Source organism: Winogradskyella litoriviva (assembly GCF_013249065.1).
GTDB classification, from domain to species: Bacteria; Bacteroidota; Bacteroidia; order Flavobacteriales; family Flavobacteriaceae; genus Winogradskyella; species Winogradskyella litoriviva.
Genome location: NZ_JABRWQ010000003.1, coordinates 368,587 through 389,991 on the forward strand (window position 1 = coordinate 368,587; position 21,405 = coordinate 389,991).

A 21,405-nucleotide genomic window follows, 5' to 3' on the forward strand; every position below is an offset into this window, starting at 1 on the left:
AAAATGCTATATTTGCCGCTCGAAAGAGAGGCTTTCGTGTACATAACAATCATTTACAATAATATTAGAATGTATTTAACAAAAGAAGCAAAAGAAGAAATCTTCGCAAAACACGGTAAAGGAAAAAACGATACTGGTACTGCAGAAGGACAAATTGCACTATTTACTGCAAGAATTAATCATTTAACTGAGCACTTAAAACAAAATCGTAAAGATTATAATACTGAGCGTTCATTAGTAAAGTTAGTAGGTAAGCGTAGAGCATTATTAGACTACTTAACTAAGAAAGATATCTTAAGATATCGTGCCATAGTAAAAGAATTAGGATTAAGAAAATAATCTAATATAAAGACCACGCCTAACAGCGTGGTTTTTTAATATAAAACAACTCGGTTTTAGACGAGTATAAAACCTAAAATTGAAGAAGCTTATTATAGTTTTTCATTGGTCCAAACAACAACGACAACTACAACAACACAACGACCATTGTTTAACAATCATTCTAACGAGCGATAATGCGTTAGAATTAGAACTAAAAAATTTATGATTCCAAAAGTTTTTAAAGAGGTCATAGACCTAGGAGACGGTAGAGAAATTTCTATCGAAACCGGAAAATTAGCAAAACAAGCTCATGGTAGCGTTGTAGTGCAATCAGGAAAATGTATGTTATTATGTACAGTTGTTTCCAATTACAAACAAGCAGATGTTGACTTTTTACCGTTAACGGTAGATTACAGAGAAAAATTTGCAGCTGCAGGTCGTTATCCTGGAGGTTTCTTTAAAAGAGAAGCAAGACCAAGTGATGGTGAAGTGTTAACTATGCGTTTAGTGGATCGCGTATTGCGTCCATTATTCCCTAAAGATTATCATTCTGAAACTCAGGTGATGATTCAATTAATGTCTCATGATGATGACGTAATGCCAGATGCTATGGCAGGATTAGCCGCTTCTGCAGCTATCCAGTTATCAGATTTCCCTTTTGAATGTCCAATTTCTGAAGCTAGAGTTGGCCGTGTAAATGGAGAATTTGTTATTAACCCAACACGTGCTCAATTATTAGAATCTGACATTGATATGATGATTGGTGCTTCTGCCGATTCAGTTATGATGGTTGAAGGTGAGATGGATGAAATTTCTGAAGAAGAAATGACCGAAGCAATTAAGTTTGCTCATGAAGCTATTAAAGTACAATGTGCTGCACAAGTAAAATTAGCTGAAGCTTTCGGTAAAAAAGAAGTACGTGAATACGAGCCAGAACGTGAAGATGCTGATTTAGCTAAGAAAATTCACGATATGGCATATGACAAAGTATATGCTGTAGCACAAGCAGGTTCTGCAAAGCATGAACGTAGTGCTGCATTTAGTGAAATAAAAGAAGAAATAATAGCAAGTTTTTCTGAAGAAGAACAAGCTGATTTTGGCGGCTTAATTTCTAAATACTACAGTAAGGCAGAAAAAGCAGCTGTTAGAGACTTAACATTAAATGAAGGTTTACGTCTTGATGGTCGTAAAACCGATGAAATAAGACCAATTTGGTGTGAGGTAGATTATTTACCTTCTACACACGGTTCTTCTATTTTTACACGTGGTGAAACTCAGGCTTTAGCTACGGTAACTCTTGGTACAAGTAGAGAAGCTAACCAAATAGACATGCCATCTTTTGAAGGTGAAGAGACCTTCTATTTACACTATAACTTCCCTCCTTTCTCAACAGGTGAAGCAAGACCAATCCGTGGTACATCTCGTAGAGAAGTTGGTCATGGTAACTTAGCACAACGTGCTTTGAAAGGTATGGTTCCAGAAGATTGTCCATATACAGTACGTGTGGTGTCAGAGATTTTAGAATCTAACGGTTCTTCTTCAATGGCAACAGTTTGCGCAGGTACAATGGCTATGATGGATGCAGGTGTGCAATTAAAGAAACCAGTTTCTGGTATTGCAATGGGATTAATTTCAGATGCAGATTCTGGAAAATACGCTGTTTTATCAGACATTTTAGGTGATGAAGATCATTTAGGTGATATGGACTTTAAAGTAACTGGTACTGCAGATGGTATTACAGCTTGCCAAATGGATATTAAAGTAAAAGGTTTGTCTTATGAAATTCTTGTAAATGCTTTAAAACAAGCTCGTGAGGGTCGTTTACATATTTTAGGCAAAATTACCGAAACAATTGCTGTACCTAATGCAGATGTTAAAGATCACGCACCTACAATGGTATCTAGAAGAGTTCCTAACGAATTTATCGGAGCTTTAATTGGACCAGGAGGAAAAGTGATACAAGAAATGCAGAAGGAAACAGAAACAACTATCGTTATTAACGAAGATCCTGTTACAGAAGAAGGGATTGTTGAAATTTTAGGTGTTGGTAGAAAAGGTATTGATGCTGTAATGGCAAAAATTGATGCTATTTTATTTAAGCCAGAAGTTGGTAAAGTTTACCAAGTAAAAGTGATAAAAATGCTTGATTTTGGTGCTGTAGTAGAATATATGGATGCACCAGGAAACGAAGTTTTATTACATGTATCTGAATTAGCTTGGGAACGTACAGAAAATGTATCTGATGTAGTAAACATGGGAGATGTTTTTGATGTAAAGTACTTTGGTGTAGATTCTAGAACACGTAAAGAAAAAGTATCTCGTAAAGCATTGTTGCCAAAACCAGAAGGTTATGTAGCAAGACCACCAAGAGATAATAACAATCGTGGTAGAGACAATAGAGGAAGAGATAATCGCGGACGTGATAACAGACGTGATGATCGTAAACCTAGAGAAGATAAGAAAGAAGATTAATTCTTTTTAATCTTAATAAAATTGAAAGCCCGACAGTAATGTTGGGCTTTTTGTTATTATTTAATCACTTCTATTCCACTGTAATATGACACCTGTAGAATAAACATTATTTATAGAATTAATATTAGCTTGAAAACATAAGCCTAAAGAAAACTTATTTCCCGTTTTGAATCTTATTTTTGTAAATAAAGAAAATCCAATAGTATCAGAGCGCTCATAACCACTTTTATTAGTATTAATACTAATAGATTTGAAAGAAAAATATCCCAAACCAGCATGCATATCAAAATATATAATTTTATTCAATTTAACTTCCTTTCCAAAAGATAAATTTAACTGCTTAAAACTATCAGGCTTACTTTCTCCCAAAACTGATATTACAAATTCTGAACCAGTAACTGCTGAAAAAGTAAATATATTGTCTTCATAAGCAAAGCTTAAATCGGCATTAATCGCAAGGCCTCCAGTATAATTATCAAAATATATCGCTAAAGGAGAAAAAGAAAAAGACTTATATTCTAATTTATGGTCTTTATTCTTTTCTTGAGTGAAACAAACTACCGAAATAGAAACGAAAAATATAGTCAGCACTGTTTTCATAATTATAAATTTTAGTTATTAAAAAGATTTCTCTTATATTTTTTACCAAATACAAATCCAATATGACACCCGAAGACACGTACTTCCCTATTAACATTTAAATATGGAGAAACACTTAATACCGTATTTGAATCAATCGAATAAAACAAACTTGCTTTAATATTAAACCCAATAATTAAAAGTTTATCTTCTTTAGCTTTGGCAATAAAACTACCTGGAGAACTACCACTAAATGAACCAAAAGGAGGAGAATATCTATAACTATATATGTTTCGATAAAATATATTTACTGACGGTCCTATTTGAAGATCCGTGATAATTCGTTTATTAATTCTATATCCGTTTGATATATGAAATGTAATTATCGATAAATTATCTTTAGTACCTCCATCTATATACAAAAAACCATCAAACTGCTGATCCGTTTCTGGATTATAATTTTCAATCTGATTTAATGGAGGTTTTTTTTTATAGTTTAAAGCATCATATGTAATAGTATTTAAAAATACTCCAAATCCTAAAAGTGTTTCATTCTTAAATTCTAAACCTAAGCTTATGCCAAAATTATCTTTAGGTTCAACTGAAATACCTACAGACAAGTTTGTTCCAAACACGAGACTTTTTCCTTTTTTAATTAATTGTTGATGCTCTTGCGCATTAAAATAAACACCAAATAATAAAGTAATAGCTGTTATTATTTTTTTCATAATTAAATACTTTTTACTTGTTTTTAAGATCTATTGTCTAACCTAATAAGTTTTGTTTAAAAACCATTATCAATTCAATTACTCTAATCTACTTGTAATAATTGATATTAATTCAATAAAAAAATCGAAAATTCTTTTAATTGTTTGTGTTTTTCACAAAATATTCAAATATATTTACTATAATTTTCGATTTATGCAATATCAATTTATTAAGTACTTAAAAGAAATAAACACAAGCACAACTTCTTTTGTAGATGAAATTGCAACCATTTTAGATATTGGCTACGATGCTGCCTACAGAAGAATCAATCTAAAAACCAATCTAACTTTAGAAGAAAGTGTTAAGCTTGCTAAGTACTATAAAATTTCACTTAATAAACTATTTGAAGTAGGAAGTAAAAATACTATACTCGTAGAAACTTCTCCAATTATTACTAATGAAGAGCATTTAGAATCTTACTTTTCTAAATCGATAGAAAATTTAATTCCGCTTACCAAGCTAAAAAGCGCTTCTATTTTATATTCAGCAAAGGATATTCCACTCTTTTACACACTCAAAGATTCTTATATTACTAGATATAAAATATATGTGTGGTTAAAGCTTACCAATAAAGAAATGACTAAAAACAAAGTGTCTTTTGATGACTTTATAGATACAATACCCCATTCTTTATTAGAAAAAGCCTATGAATTGGGTCGGACTTATAATTTCATAAATATTACCGAATTTTGGAATGACAATACCATAAATGGAACGCTTCAGCAAATTATATATTTTTTTGAGTCTCAATTACTATCTAAAGACTTGGCTTTGAAAATTTGTGATGATTTAGAAGACATCGTTAATCATGTAGAAAAGCAAACCATTAGACAAAGTATTATTAATTCTGAAAACAACGCATCTTACAACTTGTACAAAAGTGATTTGCTTACGATGAGTAATATTATAATGGTTAAAACAAGTTACAAAAAAGCCTTTTTTGTTCCCTATACAGTTTTAGAGTATTTAAAAATAGAACACCAAGAAACTTGTAATACTATGGACGATTTCTTTTCGCGTCAGATGTCTAACTCAAAACTATTAGTGCACTCAGGAGAAAAAGACCGAGTATTATTTTTTAACAAAATGATGCAGAAAATTAATAAGCTCAAAGAGTTAATTAATGTTGGTACCTCTCGTGGGTTTGAATAGACCTATTAATGTTAAATAAATCTCAAAAACAATCTAAATTGTAATAGTAAACGTACATCTATTTTAGTTAATCAATCTAACCAAATAGAGATATATGTCTTCAAAAAACAACTCCTCAAAAACAATATTAGCCTCAACAAAAACTAAAACTAAAAAACTATCTAAAGACTTTAGTTTATTTCTGAATAGCAAATCAAAAATAGAGAGTCCGTATAATAAAATTGTTTTATTCAGTTCCTTCTTACTTCTTGTAATCGGTATTTATTTCTTGTCCGTTTTTCATAATGATTTTGAAAAATTTAGTGCAGACAAAGCTAGTACAACCTTAGGCTATTCATTAATTACCATCGCTACAGGTTTATTCATTTTTAAAGCAGCATTTTTTGTATTTAAAGCTTATAATTATTTTAAATACAAGCCTATTGAATCTGTGACAGACGAGGAGTTACCAACAATTACAGTGATTGTTCCAGCTTATAATGAAGGCAAACAAGTATGGGATACATTAATGAGTTTAACAAACAGTAATTACCCAAAACATAAAATTCAGATTATATCTATTGATGACGGAAGTAAAGATGATACATGGAATTGGATGCAAGATGCCAAAAAGAAATTAGGAGACCGACTAGAAATCTACCAACAACCAGAAAACCAAGGAAAACGACATGCACTTTATCGTGGATTTAACTTAGGAACAGGAGATATCTATGTTACTGTAGATAGCGATTCTATTGTTACAGACAAGACACTAAGAAATCTAGTTAGCCCTTTTACAACAAATGAGCAATGTGGTGCTGTAGCTGGGAATATAAGAGTTTTAAATAACAAAAAGGAAATACTACCTAAAATGCTAGATGTTAGTTTTGTAATGAGTTTTGAGTTTGTGCGCTCAGCAGAAAGTAACCTTAATTCAGTTTTATGTACTCCTGGCGCATTGGCAGCTTATAGAAGTTCAGCTGTACATAAATGTTTACCACAATGGATTAATCAAACATTTATGGGTAAAGCTTCAGATATTGGAGAAGACAGAGCAATGACTAATATGATTTTAAAACAAGGCAAACATGTTTTATTTCAGAAGAATGCTGTGGCATACACTAATGTACCCGAGCAATATTTAGGATTATACAAAATGTTTATTCGTTGGGGAAGAAGTAATGTTAGAGAAAATCTTGAAATGGCTAAATATGTATTTACCAATTTTAGAGAACACGATAAATCTGGTATACGAATATTGTTTATTAGTCAATTTTTAAAAATATTAATGAGTTATCCGTTATTAATTTCAATGTTGTTCTTTGTAATGGTCCATCCATTATTATTTTTAGGCTCAACTTTGGTTAGCATATTAATTGCATCCACATTTTCTGTTTTATTTTTTGCGAGTCAATATAAATCAACACAAGGAATTTGGGCTTATTCTTACAGCATAATGTACACCTTTGCTTTATTCTGGATTACACCTTATGCTATTGCTACAGCGAGTAGAAAAGGTTGGTTAACACGCGAATTAACCTTAACAAAATAGTTTAAAATTAAGGGCTAACTAAAACAGATACAAATATCATTATTAAAATTTTATTTTTTTTCTCAAGTTTTGTAACATTTTTATGCATTTTTACGTATAATAAAGAGTAACATAGCGTTGCAATATTTTTGCACAAATCTTAAAATTGAATGAGACAGCTTAAAATTACCAAGCAGGTAACCAACAGGGAAACTGCATCATTAGATAAATATTTACAAGAAATTGGTAAGGTCGATCTTATAACAGCAGACGAAGAGGTAGAATTAGCTCAACGTATAAAAGCTGGAGACCAAATTGCTTTAGAAAAATTAACTAAAGCAAACCTGCGTTTTGTTGTATCGGTAGCAAAACAATATCAGAATCAAGGATTAACATTACCAGATTTAATTAATGAAGGCAATTTAGGATTGATTAAAGCTGCTCAACGTTTTGATGAAACACGTGGTTTTAAATTTATTTCTTATGCAGTATGGTGGATTAGACAATCTATTTTACAAGCATTGGCAGAACAATCTCGTATTGTACGTTTGCCTTTGAATAAGATTGGGTCTATTAATAAAATAAATAAAACATTTGCTTTTTTAGAGCAAAGCCATGAGCGACCACCTTCTGCCGAAGAAATCGCAAAAGAATTAGATATGACTATTAACGATGTTAAAGAGTCAATGAAAAATTCTGGTCGTCACGTAAGTATGGATGCACCCTTAGTAGAAGGCGAAGATTCTAACTTATATGATGTATTGCGAAGTGGAGAATCACCAAATCCAGATAAAGATTTATTACATGAATCTTTACGTACTGAGATAGAACGTGCCTTAGAAACTTTAACACCTCGTGAAGCAGATGTTATTCGTTTATATTTTGGCTTGGCTAGTCAACACCCAATGACACTTGAGGAAATTGGAGAAACATTTGATTTAACAAGAGAGCGTGTTAGACAAATAAAAGAAAAAGCTATCAGACGTTTAAAACACACCTCTAGAAGTAAAATATTAAAGACATATTTAGGTTAGTTTTTAAATTATTAACGACTAAACTAATAACGACAACAACAGTTACAAACATAACTGTTCGTTTTTTGATTGATGAAAGAACCCACGGCTGATTACCGTGGGTTCACTTTTTTATACATATACCAAACACAAATTTCTGTTGTCTACAACAAATCCTTTTACTAACCAGTTATTAATCTTTACAATTTAATTACCTTTACCCTAAATTAAAAGAACATTTAATAATGGCTTCAAATTTAATTGCTCCTTCTATGTTAGCTGCCGATTTTGGTAACCTTCAACACGATACAGAAATGGTTAATAACAGTGATGCTGATTGGTTTCATATTGATGTTATGGATGGTCACTTTGTACCAAACATATCTTATGGAATGCCTGTAATTGCAGCTATTAAAAAACACGCTACCAAACCATTAGACGTACATTTAATGATAGAAAAACCAGAGCGTTATATTGAAGAATTTGCTAAGGTTGGTGCAGATATCATTACGGTACATTATGAATCTACGATTCATCTACATCGCACTTTAAGGCAAATAAAAGATGCTGGTTGTAAAGCTGGTGTAGTTCTTAATATATCTACACCTATTAATGTATTAGAAGATATTTTACCTGAATGCTATATGATTTTATTGATGTCCATTAATCCAGGTTTTGGTGGACAAAAATTTGAAAACATTACATATAAACGCATTAAGAATCTTCGAAAAATGATTAACGACCAAGGTCTAGATACTAGAATAGAAGTTGATGGTGGTGTTACTAATAAAAACATTAAACAACTTGTTGAAGCTGGCGCTGATACCTTTGTTGCAGGTAGCCATGTTTTTAAAAGTGATAACCCAACGGCAACTATAAAAAACCTAAAAGATTTAGCTAATTCATAGCCTCATTTTTTGGAGAAAATTTTAGAGTTGCTTTATTAAATAGTTTATTAAATCTGTAGTTGTTACTATACCAACTAATAATCCCTTATCTACAACTGGTAACGCATGAAATTCTTTTTTAGCTAAAACTTCAGCCACTTCCTTTATAGTATTATCAGGAGCCACGGTTACAAGATTCTTGGCCATTACCTGATCTATAGTAAACATATTATACACTAAAGTATCTACTTCTGTTTCCGTTTCATCTACAGCATCCGCAAAGCTAATTCTTAACAAATCCGTATAACTCAACATACCTATTACAACCTCTTCCTTTACAACAGGAATATGTCTAATTTTATGTCTTTTAAATAAAATTTCTGCTTTTTCTAAATCATCATCCCTATTGAGCGCAATGATATCTTTGGTCATTATTGCAGAAATTGGTTCGTTATTTTTCATAATCTTAGGTTTTATAATTCACTCTTAAAAGTAAATTTTACAACCCGTAAAAATTATGATAATTATCACGTAATTAAATTTTAATTACTCTTTACTTCCATAACCATAATTATATCCATAATTATACCCATAACCATAAGATTTATTGGTATCTACACTATTTAGTACGTAAGCAATATTTTTTAACTTGCCTGATTCATTTAAATCCTTAGAATAATTTAACAGATTTTTCTCTGTATAGTTAGCTCTTACAAGATAAATAGTAGCATCTGCTAATTTGGAGATTAACATTGTATCTGTTACTAAAATTGTTGGTGCAGTATCTACAACTATATAATCGTATTCTTCTCTTGCTTCTTCTAATAATTTCTCAAAACGACCATTGGTCAATAAATGAGCTGGATTTGGAGGAATACTACCTGATAAAATAATATCATGGTTAGGGTGTTTTTCAAAGCCCTTAATTAAAGCATCTCTCCAATCATAGTTTACATCATGCAAATAATTAGACAATCCTGGTTTATGTTTTTCTTCCGAAATGTGTGTATGAATTTGTGGGTTTCTTAAATCTGCACCAATTAATAACACCTTTCTATTAATACTTGAAAGGGACAACGATAAATTGATACTTACATAAGTTTTACCTTCTCCTTTTATAGTAGATGTACAAAAAATAATACGCCCGTTATCCTTTTGTTTTATTGGCAATATATAATCTACATTAGAACTTAAAATTCTAAAGGCTTCTGCCTGTACAGAATTATCTTCTGGATTTTTAAAAATTAATTGATCACTTTTTACTTTAGGTATTTCACCGACTATAGGAATTTTAGGATTCCGTTCCAATAGATCTTCTCTTCCCTTTACTTTAGTATTTAATAATTGGATTACATATAAAACTCCAAATGGAATTAATAAACCAGATAAAAGAGCCATTAAATATATACTTCGAGAATTTGGAAAAATTGGAGAACCTCCAGAAATCGCATACTCAACAACCTTAATTGAAGGTTCGGTTATTGCTAAGTTAATGGCTGCTTCTTCTCTCTTTTGCAAAAGAAATAAATATAAACTTTGTTTAATTTCACGTTGTCTAGTAATATCAACAATAGCTTTTTCTTTAGCAGGCAAACTATAAACCTGAGAAGAAAATTTTCTATTTTTTTTAATTAATTGCGCCTTTGAAGTCTTTAATTGTTTCGCATAAGAATCAATAGAAGCAAAAACATTAGACTTCACATCTCTTATTTTGGACTCTAATTGTAGTACATTTGGGTTATTTTCTCCCGCACTTCTTTTTAAGTTATCACGTTCAAAAACTAGCGAATTATAATTATCAATTAACCCATTAATGCTAGAATTATCTAAACCAATATTAGCTGGCAATAAATCAGATATAGAATTAGGTTTTTCAACCGACTCTCGTAATCCTTCTGTTATCATCAATTGACTATCTAATGCAAATAATTCTTCTTCTGACAATGTTCTTTGAGACATCCCTAGTTCTGCGTCAGACTCAATATTAATAAAATTATTATTTTGCTTATAATCTTTTATTCCTACTTCAATAGAGTCTAATTCTTTAGCTAACTTAGTAAAGCGTTCATCAATAAAATCAATTGTACGCCTAGAAACATCTTGTCGATCATTAATACCATCCTGATTAAAAACATCTATTAAAGTGTTTAATACTCGTTCATTTTTAGATTTACTTTGACTCTTAAAGTTCAATTGCAATAAGTCACTATTTGCTCCCAGAACTCCCACTTCAATGAGGCCTTTTAATCCATTTGTCACTGCAGCTATAGAAGATAAACTAACTATATAAGTTTTACCTACAAAATTATTAATAGGATTAACACTGTTAAGACTTAACTCAAAAGGCAGGTTATGACTAGTTTTTGTAGTGTCAAAACCAGGAAAGTTTAAAGATTTACCTGTTCTTGAAGATATAACTTCAAAGGCATTAGGGTTAACAACAATTTTATAAGATGAACTTATATAAATACTATCATTACCTATAGTTTTCACAATATTAAAAGGCAGTTTATAAATTTCAGTAGTTAAAACATTACCTTCTTCATAATATCGCATAGTTAAGTCTAAACGATCCACCACGTTTTCAATTATACGATACGATTTTAATATTTCAATCTCATTTTCTAAATTAATATTAGAACGATTAAATACAAATGCCGAGGATGGCAATTCTAAACCTTTAGTTTTATTTAAAATCTTAATTTTTGCACTAGCCTTATAAACTTTAGGAGTATATCTTAAATAAATAAATGCGCCGATAAATGTTAAAACAACACTGATAAGGAACCAATACCAAAAATGTAAATATTTGCGGACTTCTCTTTTAATAGTCTCACCTTGATCATGATTATTCTGATAACTACTCTCTTGAAGTTGACTCATTTTATTTTGTAATTAAAACTATTGTACTGAAAAGAATCGACACTACAGATATTAAAGTCCCTACATTACCAACAAAGCCAGCACTTTTAACTTTAGGATTATTAGGATCAACAATAATAGTGTCATTAGGTTTAACAAAATTAAAAGGTCCATTTAACCAATCAGCCGAGGTTAAATCTATATGTGCTATTTGTTGAACACCGTTTTCATATCTTATAATTGTAATATCTTCACGTTTCCCATTAATAGTTAAATCACCAGCATAACCCAAAGCTTGCAATAACGTCACGTTTTGTTCCGTAAAACTGAATGTACCCGGCTGATTAACTTCTCCAAGAACTGTAACTTTAGCATTTACTAGTCTAACATCGACCGTTGGATTTTTTAAGTGACCACTTTCTATTAGTAAAGACTTTAAATAAATAGCAAATTCTTGAGTTGTCATATTAGCTGTCGATAATACACCTAAAATTGGAAAATTAATGGTTAAATCTTCAGAAACTAAATAACCATCTAATTGCATTAATTCAACACTGTTCCCAACGCCACTTGTCACTTTATTATAGGGTATAGCTGAATCTGGTATTAATGCACTTACATTAATACGTAAAACATCGTTAGTTTGAATTTTTGAATTAGCGTATACAATTTCTTGGTTAGAATATTGATTGGCATCTTGTAAATAAAGAATTTCTTTTTTACTTGTACATGATGATAAAAGCAAAACGCAACATAAAACATAAAAGTTCTTTGACATTTGTTATGTGTTTTAAAGCGACAAATATAAGTGCATTTATAGTTATTACAAAGCATTAAATAACGTAGCCTTTTGTGTAAAACAATATTAGTTAATTCTTCAACCAATCATAAACAAAATACAAAGAATACAAGATTGTTCCTGATATAAGAAGTATTACTAATTGCCAATTAATTTCTATTGTTCTAAAAAAAGACGAAATAAATATTAAAATAATATTTATAGCTACTATTACTATAGTGGTTTTGATATGTGAAAATCCAAAACTTAAAAATCTATGATGCAAGTGATTATTATCTGCAGAAAATGGACTTTTTTTATGGATTACTATTCTTATAAAAAATATTCTTAAAGTGTCTAATAGCGGAAAAAACAATATTGCCAGTACCAATATTGGCGATGAATTGCGAAACAAACTAGTCGTGGAACTTTCTGACGCATCTATAAATCTAACCGTAAAAACAGCAATAATGAATCCTAAAACCATTGAACCTGAATCTCCCATAAACATCTTTCTCCTTCTAGAAAGGTTAAAATAAAGAAAAGCAATCAGTGCTCCTGTAACTGAAGCTGCTAAAACAACCATACTAATATCTTTACTCAAATAAAACAAAACTCCGAAAGCTACTGATGCCATTAATGCCAATGATCCGGCTAAGCCATCAACACCATCAATTAAATTAAAAGCATTAATAATTAAAAGGTAAACAAAAAGCGTGAACCCAACGGATATCCAATAGGGCATGATAGTAATCCCTAGAATTCCTGAAAATCCATAGATACGTGTATCCGTAAAAATAATTAAAAGAAAGGCAGCTAATAACTGACCTATAAATTTTTTGCGTGGAGATAATATTAAAATATCATCTTTTAATCCCAAAAAAAACAATACTGTGATACCTCCTAATATTAAAAATAAACTCTTAGTTTCTAAAGGTGCACCAGTAATAGTGATAGCAACTACAATGCTTAAGTAAATACCAATACCACCTAAATTTGGAACCGTACCTGAGTGACTACTTCTATGGCCAGACTTATCTAACAGATTTTTTTTTAATGCCACCAAAATAATTGCAGGATAACTTGCAAATGATACAGTCAAGGCTATAAAAACAGCAATAAGAACTAACCAACCAACGTAATCTAATGGATTAAAATTTTCAAGTAATTCTTTTACCATAATTTAAACTATAATTTTTAAAGATTTGGGACACAACGATGTGATAAATATACGATTTGAATCTATTTATTAAAAACTTAAAATATGAGTTTAAAACTATGACACAAACTGCCTAAATTTTGACACATTTTTTATAAAAATAGTCACCCAACTTCCAACATTATTTGTTTTAATTGCTCTATAATCCTCTTTTGTTTTTTGCACAATATTTTTCAAACTTCTATTACTCGCTCCACCAACACGCATTTTAACAACTGTCTTAGGGAGAAAATAAAACTTTAAATGTTCTTGCTTAAATATACGCAAAATAAAATCATAATCAGCAGCTATTTTATATGATAAATTGAAATCTCCATGTTTATCATAAAGTTCTTTTTTTAAATAAAGTGTTGGATGAGCTGGCATCCAGCCTTGACTTAATAGCTTTATTTGAAATGGTTTACTCTCCCAATTTCTAATCACTCTATCTGTATTCTCTAATGCAACATAATGCAAGTTGCCATACACACCATCTACATTTTTACTTTTAAATACCTCCACAATCTCCTCAATAATAGTATTATCTGCTAAAAAATCATCGGAATGTACAAAACCAATTATATCACCAGAAGCTTTTTTAATACCTTTATTTAAAGCATCATAAATTCCTTTATCAGGCTCAGAACTATAGACAATTTCCGAATGTTTTTTAGCTTTTTCCTTTATGTAATCTAAGGTATTATCCTTTGAACCACCATCTACAATAATGTACTCAATATTATTATAAGTCTGACCAAGTACCGATTCTATACATGTTTTGATTGTTGAAGCACTATTGTATGTGGCAGTAATTATAGAAATTTTCATTTACTTAATATCAATTTTTCGGATTTTTACTTTTATAGCAGGATTACCACTATAAATCCCATAAGCTTCTAAATTACTTGTTGCTACTGAACCTAAACTAAGAATTGCATGGTTTTCAATTGTAACACCAGGTGCTACAATACTCTTTGCTCCTACCCAACTTCCTTCTTTTAAATAAATTGGTGCCACAAACAAATCAAAACTAGATATTTTATAATTATGATTACCACAAATTAAAAGTGCACCTTGAGAAATGCAAACATTATCTTCTAGTTTTACTTGGTCTAGATTATCTATCCAAACGGATTCTCCAATCCAACAGTGATTACCAATACTAAGTTTCCAAGGGTATTTAATAGTAACTTTGGGTTTAATAACAACACCATTACCTATTTTAGCTCCAAATCGTTTTAACAAAAACACTTTTAAACCTGAAGAAATATTCCAACCGCCTTCAAAAAAAAACCAACTTACAAAATACCATAGAAGTCGTTTTATTTTTGAACCTGGATTATACCAACTATTCTCATATTTAGACAAGTCTGTTTTCAAAGTACTTGGACTGCTTTAGGCTTTATTAGATTTAATTAACCCATCAAAATAATTAATCGTTTTCCCTAAACCTTCTCTAAGATGAATTTTTGGTTCCCAACCATTTAACTCTTTTTTAGCCAAATCTATCACTGGCTGACGTTGCATAGGATCATCTTGAGGCAAAGGCATATGAATAATTTTAGATTTTGAATTAGTTAATTCAATAACCAATTGTGCTAATTCTATCATTGTAAATTCAACTGGATTTCCAATATTAACAGGCCCTAAAAAACCATCTCTACTATTCATCATGCGAATTGTACCTTCGACAAGATCATCTACAAACTGAAAACTACGTGTTTGAGTACCTTCTCCAAATATGGTAATATCATCACCTTTTAACGCTTGCATGATAAAATTAGAAACAACGCGTCCATCTTTAGGATGCATTCTTGGACCATAGGTATTAAATATCCTAATAATCTTAATCGCTACTTGATTTTGGGTATGATAATCCATAAACAAAGTTTCAGCACAACGCTTACCTTCATCATAACAAGAACGTAGACCAATAGGGTTCACATTCCCCCAATAACTCTCAGGTTGTGGGTGCACAGATGGATCTCCATAAACTTCACTAGTTGAAGCTTGCAAAATTTTTGCACCTACACGTTTAGCCAGACCTAACATATTTATAGCTCCCATTACAGAAGTCTTTATCGTTTTAATAGGATTATATTGATAATGAACTGGTGATGCAGGACAAGCCATATTATAAATTTCATCAACCTCAATCATATAAGGGTTAATAATATCATGACGTACCAATTCAAAATAATGGTAATCCATTAAATGCTCTATATTATTCTTAGAACCTGTAAAGTAGTTATCTAAACAAATCACTTCGTTTCCTTCATGAAGTAAACGTTCGCATAAATGTGAGCCTACAAAACCTGCACCTCCTGTAACTAAAATTCTTTTCATTTATATTAATTATTTAATGTGTTCAAAAATAAGGCTTTATTTTGTTCTATCAGCTCTGGGTTTTCAGTAAATTTCTTCGAAAAGTTAACGGATGCATTAGACCATATATGATATTCATCTTTGTTCATAGCACAAAATAATTCTATTGCTGCTATAAACTCATTCTTCTTCGTTAACGGAATATCAAAACCAAGTTTATCTTTTTCTAGCCCTTGCCATGGTGTTTGGTCTGAAATAATAACTGGACAACTATTTTGCCATGATTCCATAATAACATGACCAAAATTCTCATGTTGTGTTGGCAATAATAATATGTGCTGATTAATTAATTTTTTTGAAATGTCTTGATGCGGAATAGCGCCTAAATATTTTACCGAAATATTTTTGGGGAGTTGTTTTATTTTAACCTCACAATCTTGCCAATATTCCATTTCATCTTTTGGTCCAATAATACTAAAGTTAACGTGATATGAGCTCCTTATTTCAGCCAAATAATTAATAGCTTCTCCTAAATTCTTCTTAACCGCAATACGAGATAAAAAAAACACATTAAGTTCGTTTACTTTCTTCTCTTTTGGCTCAATTTTTTGTTTCGTTTTAGCTGATAAATTTGGAGCTAACAATACATTACATCCTTTCCCAAAATGTTTATATACCTCAAAGGCTTCACTTTCTGCAGTAACATGCCAAACTACTTTTTTTTGCAACCCTAAAACCTTAAAAAGGGTTAGGAATATTTTTTTCTTTAATGGCTTAATTTCTAAAGCTCCCTTACCCAACATTCCTCTAGGTGCCAAAACCTTACGAATGTTTAAATTCTTAAAAAGCATTAACGGTAATAAAGTAAACTTTTGAGAAAATAGTGAATTAAAATACACCACATCAAAAGCTTCTTTAATAAATAATTGTTTATAATACTTTAAGTTTTGATGGGCTGGATCTAAGTAAACAACTTTAAACCCGTCTTTCTCACTCCATACATTTAATGCCTCTTCAGGTAAACTTAATGGACTGTCCAAATCTGAGTTAGAGGTCGCAATATAATAATCAAATTCAGTCTTGGTGTGATTTACGAGATTAGCTATGGATTGAATAGGACCTCCAGCTTTATAAGCAGGTAAAAACCAATCAATGCATATTAATACTTTTCTTTTCATAATCCGTATTCAATTACTTTTTTGATTTTTTATTATAGCCAATTAATGATGCCTTAAATTGAGCTGGTTTTTCAACAAACAAATACATTAAATAAGCAACCATAATACTAAACATAACTCCTAAAACAATTACTATAACTTTTTGGAAAGGCTCTTTAAAATGATGTGAAAGAACATTAATTAATGCTGTACCTGTTAGGCCATGTAATAAATAGAGTGAATAAGATATTTTACCTAGAAAATTAAACTGTTTTTGTTTAAATTTAGGAAAATAATTTACGATAAATAATGTAAAAAACACAACAAATAAAGTTTCAATTCCTAGCAGATAATAAACTACAAAACATGTAATAATTGACATTAAAATAAATTCTATTTGATTTATTTTCTTCGCTTTTCTCAAAACAAACAAAATACCTATTAAAAAGAGACTAGAGTAATGAGTAAAAAAATCTTCTTTGATTATAATAAATCCAGGTAATAATAAAATAATATAAAATAATATTCGATAAACATAATTTTTATTTATCATTAAAGGAAAAAGAAAAACCAACAATATATAATACTGAAACTCAATTGCCAATGTCCAAAAAGCAGCATTTAACCAATTAGCATTTTCAAAAAAAGGCACTAAATATCCAATATGAAGTAAGATATTTTGACTACTAGGAATTATATCGACATCACCTGTGTTTGACATAAAAGAGCGCAAATACATATAAACTACAGCTAATACAACCGCGACTAAATATGGTGGCTCTATTCTAATAATTCTTTTCAATAAAAAATTTTTCCACGATGACGTTTTATAATTTCCATTTATCATTGCTAATGGTAATACAATTCCTGAAATCACAAAAAACATAGGAACTCCTAATGTACCATATTGAAAAATTTTTAGAATTAAATCATTATTTACATAATCTGTCGTACCACAAACAAAATGAAATAAACATACGATTAAAGCCGCTAGGCCTCTAAGAAGGGTAATTACCGGGATAAAGGCCAGTTTATTTTCCATCAGATAACTAATATATTAAGTATTAATAATTGAATTCATACTTGCTGACCATTCGGTTAAATTAATTTTTGTCGCAATTAACTTACTGTTTTTTGACATTTCAAGATATTTTGAATTATCTATTAATTCTAAAGATTTAATAATACCCATTAATTTATTACCGTCATTAGCCTCATAAACAAATCCATTGAAGTTATTTATTACTAAATCAGAAGCAGCACCAGTTTCATGTGTAGTAATTACAGGTAAGCCAGCTAGAACAGCCTCATGAATTACGACACCCCAAGCTTCATATAAACTTGGCAAAATAAAATACCCTGCATTTTCTAAAAGAATTGGTAATTTATCTGGACTTACAAAAGGCCTATGTTTAACGTTTTTATGCTGTGGAATTTCATTTGCTAGTGGCCCATTTCCAATAAACTGAACATCAATATTTAATTGATTTGACTTTATCAATTCATTTAAAACTTTAAATAAAATTCTTAAACCTTTATGTTCGACCAATCTTCCAACAAAGATTATTTGCTTTTTTAGTTGAGTTTGCTTTATATTTTCAAAAACAGTTTCATCAGCAGAATATAAACCTGTTAAAATTCTATGTGTCTTGAAGCCTAATTTACGTGCATAATAATATTGTGGCTTTCCCGCTACCCAAATATGCGTAAAATACTTATGAATTAAGAATTTACTAAAAACAGATGCAATTTGCTGCCTAAATGTGCCTAACCACTGATTATCCATTCCTGCAACGATAGGAATTTCTTGAGACTTATAGGATTTTGCTATTTTCAAATAATTCTTATTTGACCAGCCTGCAATATAAATTAAACTAGGCTTAAATTCTTCAATCTTTGCTTCCATTGCACTAAAGTCTTCTGAAGAATAATTACAAATACTTATGCCATTTTCACTTTCTATCTTAAAAGGAGCGTCTTTACTTGGTGCTGTGCGAAAAACCAAATAATTATTTTTATTTAGCTCAAAATCTTTACGCATACATGCTAACCAATAACCTGTTAAACGCGTGTAGAGTACTAAAATATTCATAAAAATTTCGATTTAGTTTTATACTGGAAAATCTGTAACCCCCAACACAAAAAAACTAATGGCATAAAAGCATTCATTGAAGCTGCCATCCAAGATTCTGAGATTGCCGAAAACAAACACATCATTAAAAAGGCAAATCTAACAATTTTCATTTGACTCAAGGCATACATTTTATACCAAAAAAAAGAAAAAGCTGCAAGGCCAATAATCCCAACATTTAGCAAGAGACTTAAATAAGAGTTCCATATTCCATACCAATGTCTTGCCCTTACCTCTCCTAAAAACCGATCGCCATACAAATTAATAAAATAATTGTCATAGAGCATGCCCTTCCCTAACCACATCTGGTTTTTTATTTCAGCAATGGCCACGACCCACACCTCTGTTCTTCCACTAGCATCGTCTAAAGTATCCGTTCTTAAAAAATCGGATAACCCCAAAGAAGAAATAATAGCGCTAGGACTTACTGTGGCACTAATACTATATACATAAACCATAAATAAAAGCACAACAGCTAGAAGAAACTTGTACTTTAAAAGTCTTATACTAATTTCGAACGCTAAAATCCCAAATATAGAAGTACGAGAACCAGATAATACTACCAAGACAATCAATAATATCTTAAAAATTGTAAAAAACCGAGAGTTAAATTCGCTTTGGTTTTTTCGTCTAATGACATCAATAATCGCATAAGAAAACATAGCTACCATTCCTAGACCATTGGGGTTTGCCATTAAACCAGCATAACGTCCTTTTATATTAGTGACCTCAATAAATGGCACAAAAACTAAAAATAAATTTAATATAAAATATAAAGCCAAAAACGTTATGATGAGACTGTGAAAGCGCTGCGCATCAAATTCCAATAACAATTGTACACATTTAAAAATAACTAAGGCAACTAAAAAGTAACTTACACCTCTGGCTGTAGCCTCTAACCCTAAAGGTGATAAACTATAGGTTATAAAAGTAGCAATAATACTAAAGGGTAAAATATAAAAAGCTAAATTATACTTAAACATTTGCAATTGTAGCAATACAAATAAGCCAATTCCCAAAATAACGAATCTTAAATTTTGCGCAAAACTAAAGACTCCAGAAAAATTATCTCCTAAAAAATAGATTACAATAAAAAAAATGAATAAAGACTCTATTTTAATATTTGTATTAGGTATAAAAAGCAAAGGAAGACAAATAATACTAGCTATTACAAATCCTCCAAACATACCACCAAAAAACATTGCTAACAGCCATAATAAGGTAGTTTTATAATTCCTAATTACATTAAAATACTTCGACACCATTATATAATTTGACTACTGTAAGTTAAGTTATTCGCTTTCATTATTTTAACAGACTATACGCTTTAAGTAAAATACGATTAACATATAGCCCTGAAAAAAAGCTTAAAACTTTAATTATTGGACTACCTAGATTCTTAGAATTTACTAATGAAATTAGTTGTTTTCTCTCTTTTTTACCATTCAGAGCACCATATTGTATTACACAAAACGTAAGCCGATTTTGATACCTTTTAATTAAATAAGAATCTATTAAATTATTCTCATCACTTAAAGTATACGTATTTATTAAGATAGAGCTTAAGCTGTTCACTTTTTCTATAGACCAATTATTTCCAACTCTATCTCCATTATGATCTCTATAAAGCGACGAGACATCATTTAAAAACTTTACATTAGCCTTAATCTTATACCGTAATGCAAGCTCCCAATCATCTGAAAGACTTAAATCTTCTTTCCAAACACCAAACTTTTGAAGTGCAACCTTTTTATATAACGCACACATAGTTTGCCAAGGGAATTCAAAATAATCAGAAGAATTACCTTCAGGGATTCTTCCCCAATATTTATCCAATAAATTAGTAGGGACTTCATTAAAAAATTGAGCTCGTGAATACACAACGTCGATTTCCTCTGAAAACACCTTTATTTGCGATGCTATTTTGTTTGACAACAATAAATCATCGGAATCTAACCATTGTATATACTTTCCTTTAGATTGTTCATAACCATAATTCCTCGCTCTAGGGGCTCCACTATTCTCTTGAATTAATAATTTTATTTCAAAAACACCAGGTATATTGTTTTTAACTATAAATTCATTAATCAAACTGATGCTATTGTCCGTAGATCCATCATCCACAACAATAACTTCTATAGGTCTATAAGTTTGTTGTAGCACAGATTCTAAGCACTCAATGATATAACTTTGTCTATTATATACAGGAATAATTACAGTAACTAAATTTCTCAAATTATATTAATCGCTTT

Annotated in this window: 20 protein-coding genes; 6 read left to right on the forward strand and 14 right to left on the reverse strand. The window is 30.5% G+C overall.

All coding sequences use genetic code 11. From position 1 onward, the window contains the following. The first annotated feature begins 69 nt into the window (after positions 1-69). Both rpsO and HNV10_RS08180 read left to right on the forward strand, forming a co-directional pair. Entirely contained in the window at positions 70-339 is a 270-nt protein-coding gene (gene rpsO / locus HNV10_RS08175; RefSeq protein ID WP_173300846.1) for a 30S ribosomal protein S15, read from the forward strand. A gap of 204 nt (positions 340-543) precedes the next feature. Continuing rightward, positions 544-2,793 carry a polyribonucleotide nucleotidyltransferase gene (locus HNV10_RS08180; RefSeq protein ID WP_173300847.1) on the forward strand — a complete coding sequence of 750 codons (2,250 nt, stop codon included), beginning with the start codon at positions 544-546 and terminating at the stop codon, positions 2,791-2,793. Between the two features lie 60 nt (positions 2,794-2,853). Here the strand turns inward: HNV10_RS08180 and HNV10_RS08185 are convergent, their stop codons facing one another. Together HNV10_RS08185 and HNV10_RS08190 are read right to left on the reverse strand one after the other, a co-directional pair. Then, positions 2,854-3,393: a hypothetical protein gene (locus tag HNV10_RS08185; RefSeq protein WP_173300848.1), complete on the reverse strand. Its 540-nt coding sequence runs from the start codon at positions 3,391-3,393 to the stop codon at positions 2,854-2,856. Between the two features lie 11 nt (positions 3,394-3,404). After that, entirely contained in the window at positions 3,405-4,100 is a 696-nt protein-coding gene (locus tag HNV10_RS08190; protein WP_173300849.1) for a hypothetical protein, read from the reverse strand. 193 nt (positions 4,101-4,293) lie between these two features. Between HNV10_RS08190 and HNV10_RS08195 the strand changes: the two genes are divergently transcribed. From HNV10_RS08195 to rpe, 4 genes are all read left to right on the forward strand, one after another. Continuing rightward, positions 4,294-5,292 carry a hypothetical protein gene (locus HNV10_RS08195; RefSeq protein WP_173300850.1) on the forward strand — a complete coding sequence of 333 codons (999 nt, stop codon included), beginning with the start codon at positions 4,294-4,296 and terminating at the stop codon, positions 5,290-5,292. 94 nt (positions 5,293-5,386) lie between these two features. Beyond that, a complete protein-coding gene (locus tag HNV10_RS08200; RefSeq protein ID WP_173300851.1) occupies positions 5,387-6,823 on the forward strand; it encodes a glycosyltransferase in 1,437 nt (478 codons plus the stop codon). Between the two features lie 149 nt (positions 6,824-6,972). Beyond that, complete coding sequence (locus HNV10_RS08205; protein ID WP_173300852.1) at positions 6,973-7,836, forward strand: sigma-70 family RNA polymerase sigma factor; 864 nt, start codon at positions 6,973-6,975, stop codon at positions 7,834-7,836. A gap of 224 nt (positions 7,837-8,060) precedes the next feature. Further along, a complete protein-coding gene (gene rpe / locus HNV10_RS08210) occupies positions 8,061-8,723 on the forward strand; it encodes a ribulose-phosphate 3-epimerase (protein WP_173300853.1) in 663 nt (220 codons plus the stop codon). Between the two features lie 21 nt (positions 8,724-8,744). Here the strand turns inward: rpe and HNV10_RS08215 are convergent, their stop codons facing one another. From HNV10_RS08215 to HNV10_RS08270, 12 genes are all read right to left on the reverse strand, one after another. After that, complete coding sequence (locus HNV10_RS08215) at positions 8,745-9,164, reverse strand: CBS domain-containing protein (RefSeq protein WP_173300854.1); 420 nt, start codon at positions 9,162-9,164, stop codon at positions 8,745-8,747. A gap of 84 nt (positions 9,165-9,248) precedes the next feature. Continuing rightward, the gene (locus HNV10_RS08220; protein WP_173300855.1) at positions 9,249-11,585 is read right to left on the reverse strand and encodes a GumC family protein; all 2,337 of its coding nucleotides are present in this window, start codon (positions 11,583-11,585) and stop codon (positions 9,249-9,251) included. Between the two features lies 1 nt (position 11,586). Beyond that, the gene (locus HNV10_RS08225) at positions 11,587-12,342 is read right to left on the reverse strand and encodes a polysaccharide biosynthesis/export family protein (protein WP_173300856.1); all 756 of its coding nucleotides are present in this window, start codon (positions 12,340-12,342) and stop codon (positions 11,587-11,589) included. A 91-nt stretch (positions 12,343-12,433) separates the two neighbouring features. Then, entirely contained in the window at positions 12,434-13,522 is a 1,089-nt protein-coding gene (locus tag HNV10_RS08230; RefSeq protein ID WP_173300857.1) for a glycosyltransferase family 4 protein, read from the reverse strand. 96 nt (positions 13,523-13,618) lie between these two features. Then, the gene (locus tag HNV10_RS08235; RefSeq protein ID WP_173300858.1) at positions 13,619-14,368 is read right to left on the reverse strand and encodes a glycosyltransferase family 2 protein; all 750 of its coding nucleotides are present in this window, start codon (positions 14,366-14,368) and stop codon (positions 13,619-13,621) included. Beyond that, on the reverse strand, positions 14,369-14,920 hold the full coding sequence (locus HNV10_RS08240; protein ID WP_173300859.1) for a WcaF family extracellular polysaccharide biosynthesis acetyltransferase: 552 nt from the start codon (positions 14,918-14,920) through the stop codon (positions 14,369-14,371). A 15-nt stretch (positions 14,921-14,935) separates the two neighbouring features. Next, entirely contained in the window at positions 14,936-15,886 is a 951-nt protein-coding gene (locus HNV10_RS08245) for a UDP-glucuronic acid decarboxylase family protein (protein ID WP_173300860.1), read from the reverse strand. A 5-nt stretch (positions 15,887-15,891) separates the two neighbouring features. Beyond that, complete coding sequence (locus HNV10_RS08250; protein ID WP_173300861.1) at positions 15,892-17,043, reverse strand: glycosyltransferase; 1,152 nt, start codon at positions 17,041-17,043, stop codon at positions 15,892-15,894. A 13-nt stretch (positions 17,044-17,056) separates the two neighbouring features. Further along, complete coding sequence (locus HNV10_RS08255) at positions 17,057-18,064, reverse strand: acyltransferase family protein (protein WP_173300862.1); 1,008 nt, start codon at positions 18,062-18,064, stop codon at positions 17,057-17,059. A gap of 15 nt (positions 18,065-18,079) precedes the next feature. Further along, positions 18,080-19,114: a glycosyltransferase gene (locus HNV10_RS08260; protein WP_173300863.1), complete on the reverse strand. Its 1,035-nt coding sequence runs from the start codon at positions 19,112-19,114 to the stop codon at positions 18,080-18,082. Then, positions 19,111-20,418: an O-antigen ligase family protein gene (locus HNV10_RS08265; protein WP_173300864.1), complete on the reverse strand. Its 1,308-nt coding sequence runs from the start codon at positions 20,416-20,418 to the stop codon at positions 19,111-19,113. The genes HNV10_RS08260 and HNV10_RS08265 overlap by 4 nt, the downstream gene beginning before the upstream one ends. 40 nt (positions 20,419-20,458) lie before the next feature. Continuing rightward, positions 20,459-21,388 carry a glycosyltransferase family 2 protein gene (locus tag HNV10_RS08270; protein ID WP_173300865.1) on the reverse strand — a complete coding sequence of 310 codons (930 nt, stop codon included), beginning with the start codon at positions 21,386-21,388 and terminating at the stop codon, positions 20,459-20,461. Positions 21,389-21,405: the final 17 nt, after the last annotated feature.

Bases quoted from the DNA above. Each gene is read 5' to 3' on its own strand.
- rpsO (WP_173300846.1), top strand. From the start codon at position 70: ATGTATTTAACAAAAGAAGCAAAAGAAGAAATCTTCGCAAAACACGGT.
- HNV10_RS08180 (WP_173300847.1), top strand. From the start codon at position 544: ATGATTCCAAAAGTTTTTAAAGAGGTCATAGACCTAGGAGACGGTAGA.
- HNV10_RS08185 (WP_173300848.1), bottom strand. From the start codon at position 3,393: ATGAAAACAGTGCTGACTATATTTTTCGTTTCTATTTCGGTAGTTTGT.
- HNV10_RS08190 (WP_173300849.1), bottom strand. From the start codon at position 4,100: ATGAAAAAAATAATAACAGCTATTACTTTATTATTTGGTGTTTATTTT.
- HNV10_RS08195 (WP_173300850.1), top strand. From the start codon at position 4,294: ATGCAATATCAATTTATTAAGTACTTAAAAGAAATAAACACAAGCACA.
- HNV10_RS08200 (WP_173300851.1), top strand. From the start codon at position 5,387: ATGTCTTCAAAAAACAACTCCTCAAAAACAATATTAGCCTCAACAAAA.
- HNV10_RS08205 (WP_173300852.1), top strand. From the start codon at position 6,973: ATGAGACAGCTTAAAATTACCAAGCAGGTAACCAACAGGGAAACTGCA.
- rpe (WP_173300853.1), top strand. From the start codon at position 8,061: ATGGCTTCAAATTTAATTGCTCCTTCTATGTTAGCTGCCGATTTTGGT.
- HNV10_RS08215 (WP_173300854.1), bottom strand. From the start codon at position 9,164: ATGAAAAATAACGAACCAATTTCTGCAATAATGACCAAAGATATCATT.
- HNV10_RS08220 (WP_173300855.1), bottom strand. From the start codon at position 11,585: ATGAGTCAACTTCAAGAGAGTAGTTATCAGAATAATCATGATCAAGGT.
- HNV10_RS08225 (WP_173300856.1), bottom strand. From the start codon at position 12,342: ATGTCAAAGAACTTTTATGTTTTATGTTGCGTTTTGCTTTTATCATCA.
- HNV10_RS08230 (WP_173300857.1), bottom strand. From the start codon at position 13,522: ATGGTAAAAGAATTACTTGAAAATTTTAATCCATTAGATTACGTTGGT.
- HNV10_RS08235 (WP_173300858.1), bottom strand. From the start codon at position 14,368: ATGAAAATTTCTATAATTACTGCCACATACAATAGTGCTTCAACAATC.
- HNV10_RS08245 (WP_173300860.1), bottom strand. From the start codon at position 15,886: ATGAAAAGAATTTTAGTTACAGGAGGTGCAGGTTTTGTAGGCTCACAT.
- HNV10_RS08250 (WP_173300861.1), bottom strand. From the start codon at position 17,043: ATGAAAAGAAAAGTATTAATATGCATTGATTGGTTTTTACCTGCTTAT.
- HNV10_RS08255 (WP_173300862.1), bottom strand. From the start codon at position 18,064: ATGGAAAATAAACTGGCCTTTATCCCGGTAATTACCCTTCTTAGAGGC.
- HNV10_RS08260 (WP_173300863.1), bottom strand. From the start codon at position 19,114: ATGAATATTTTAGTACTCTACACGCGTTTAACAGGTTATTGGTTAGCA.
- HNV10_RS08265 (WP_173300864.1), bottom strand. From the start codon at position 20,418: ATGGTGTCGAAGTATTTTAATGTAATTAGGAATTATAAAACTACCTTA.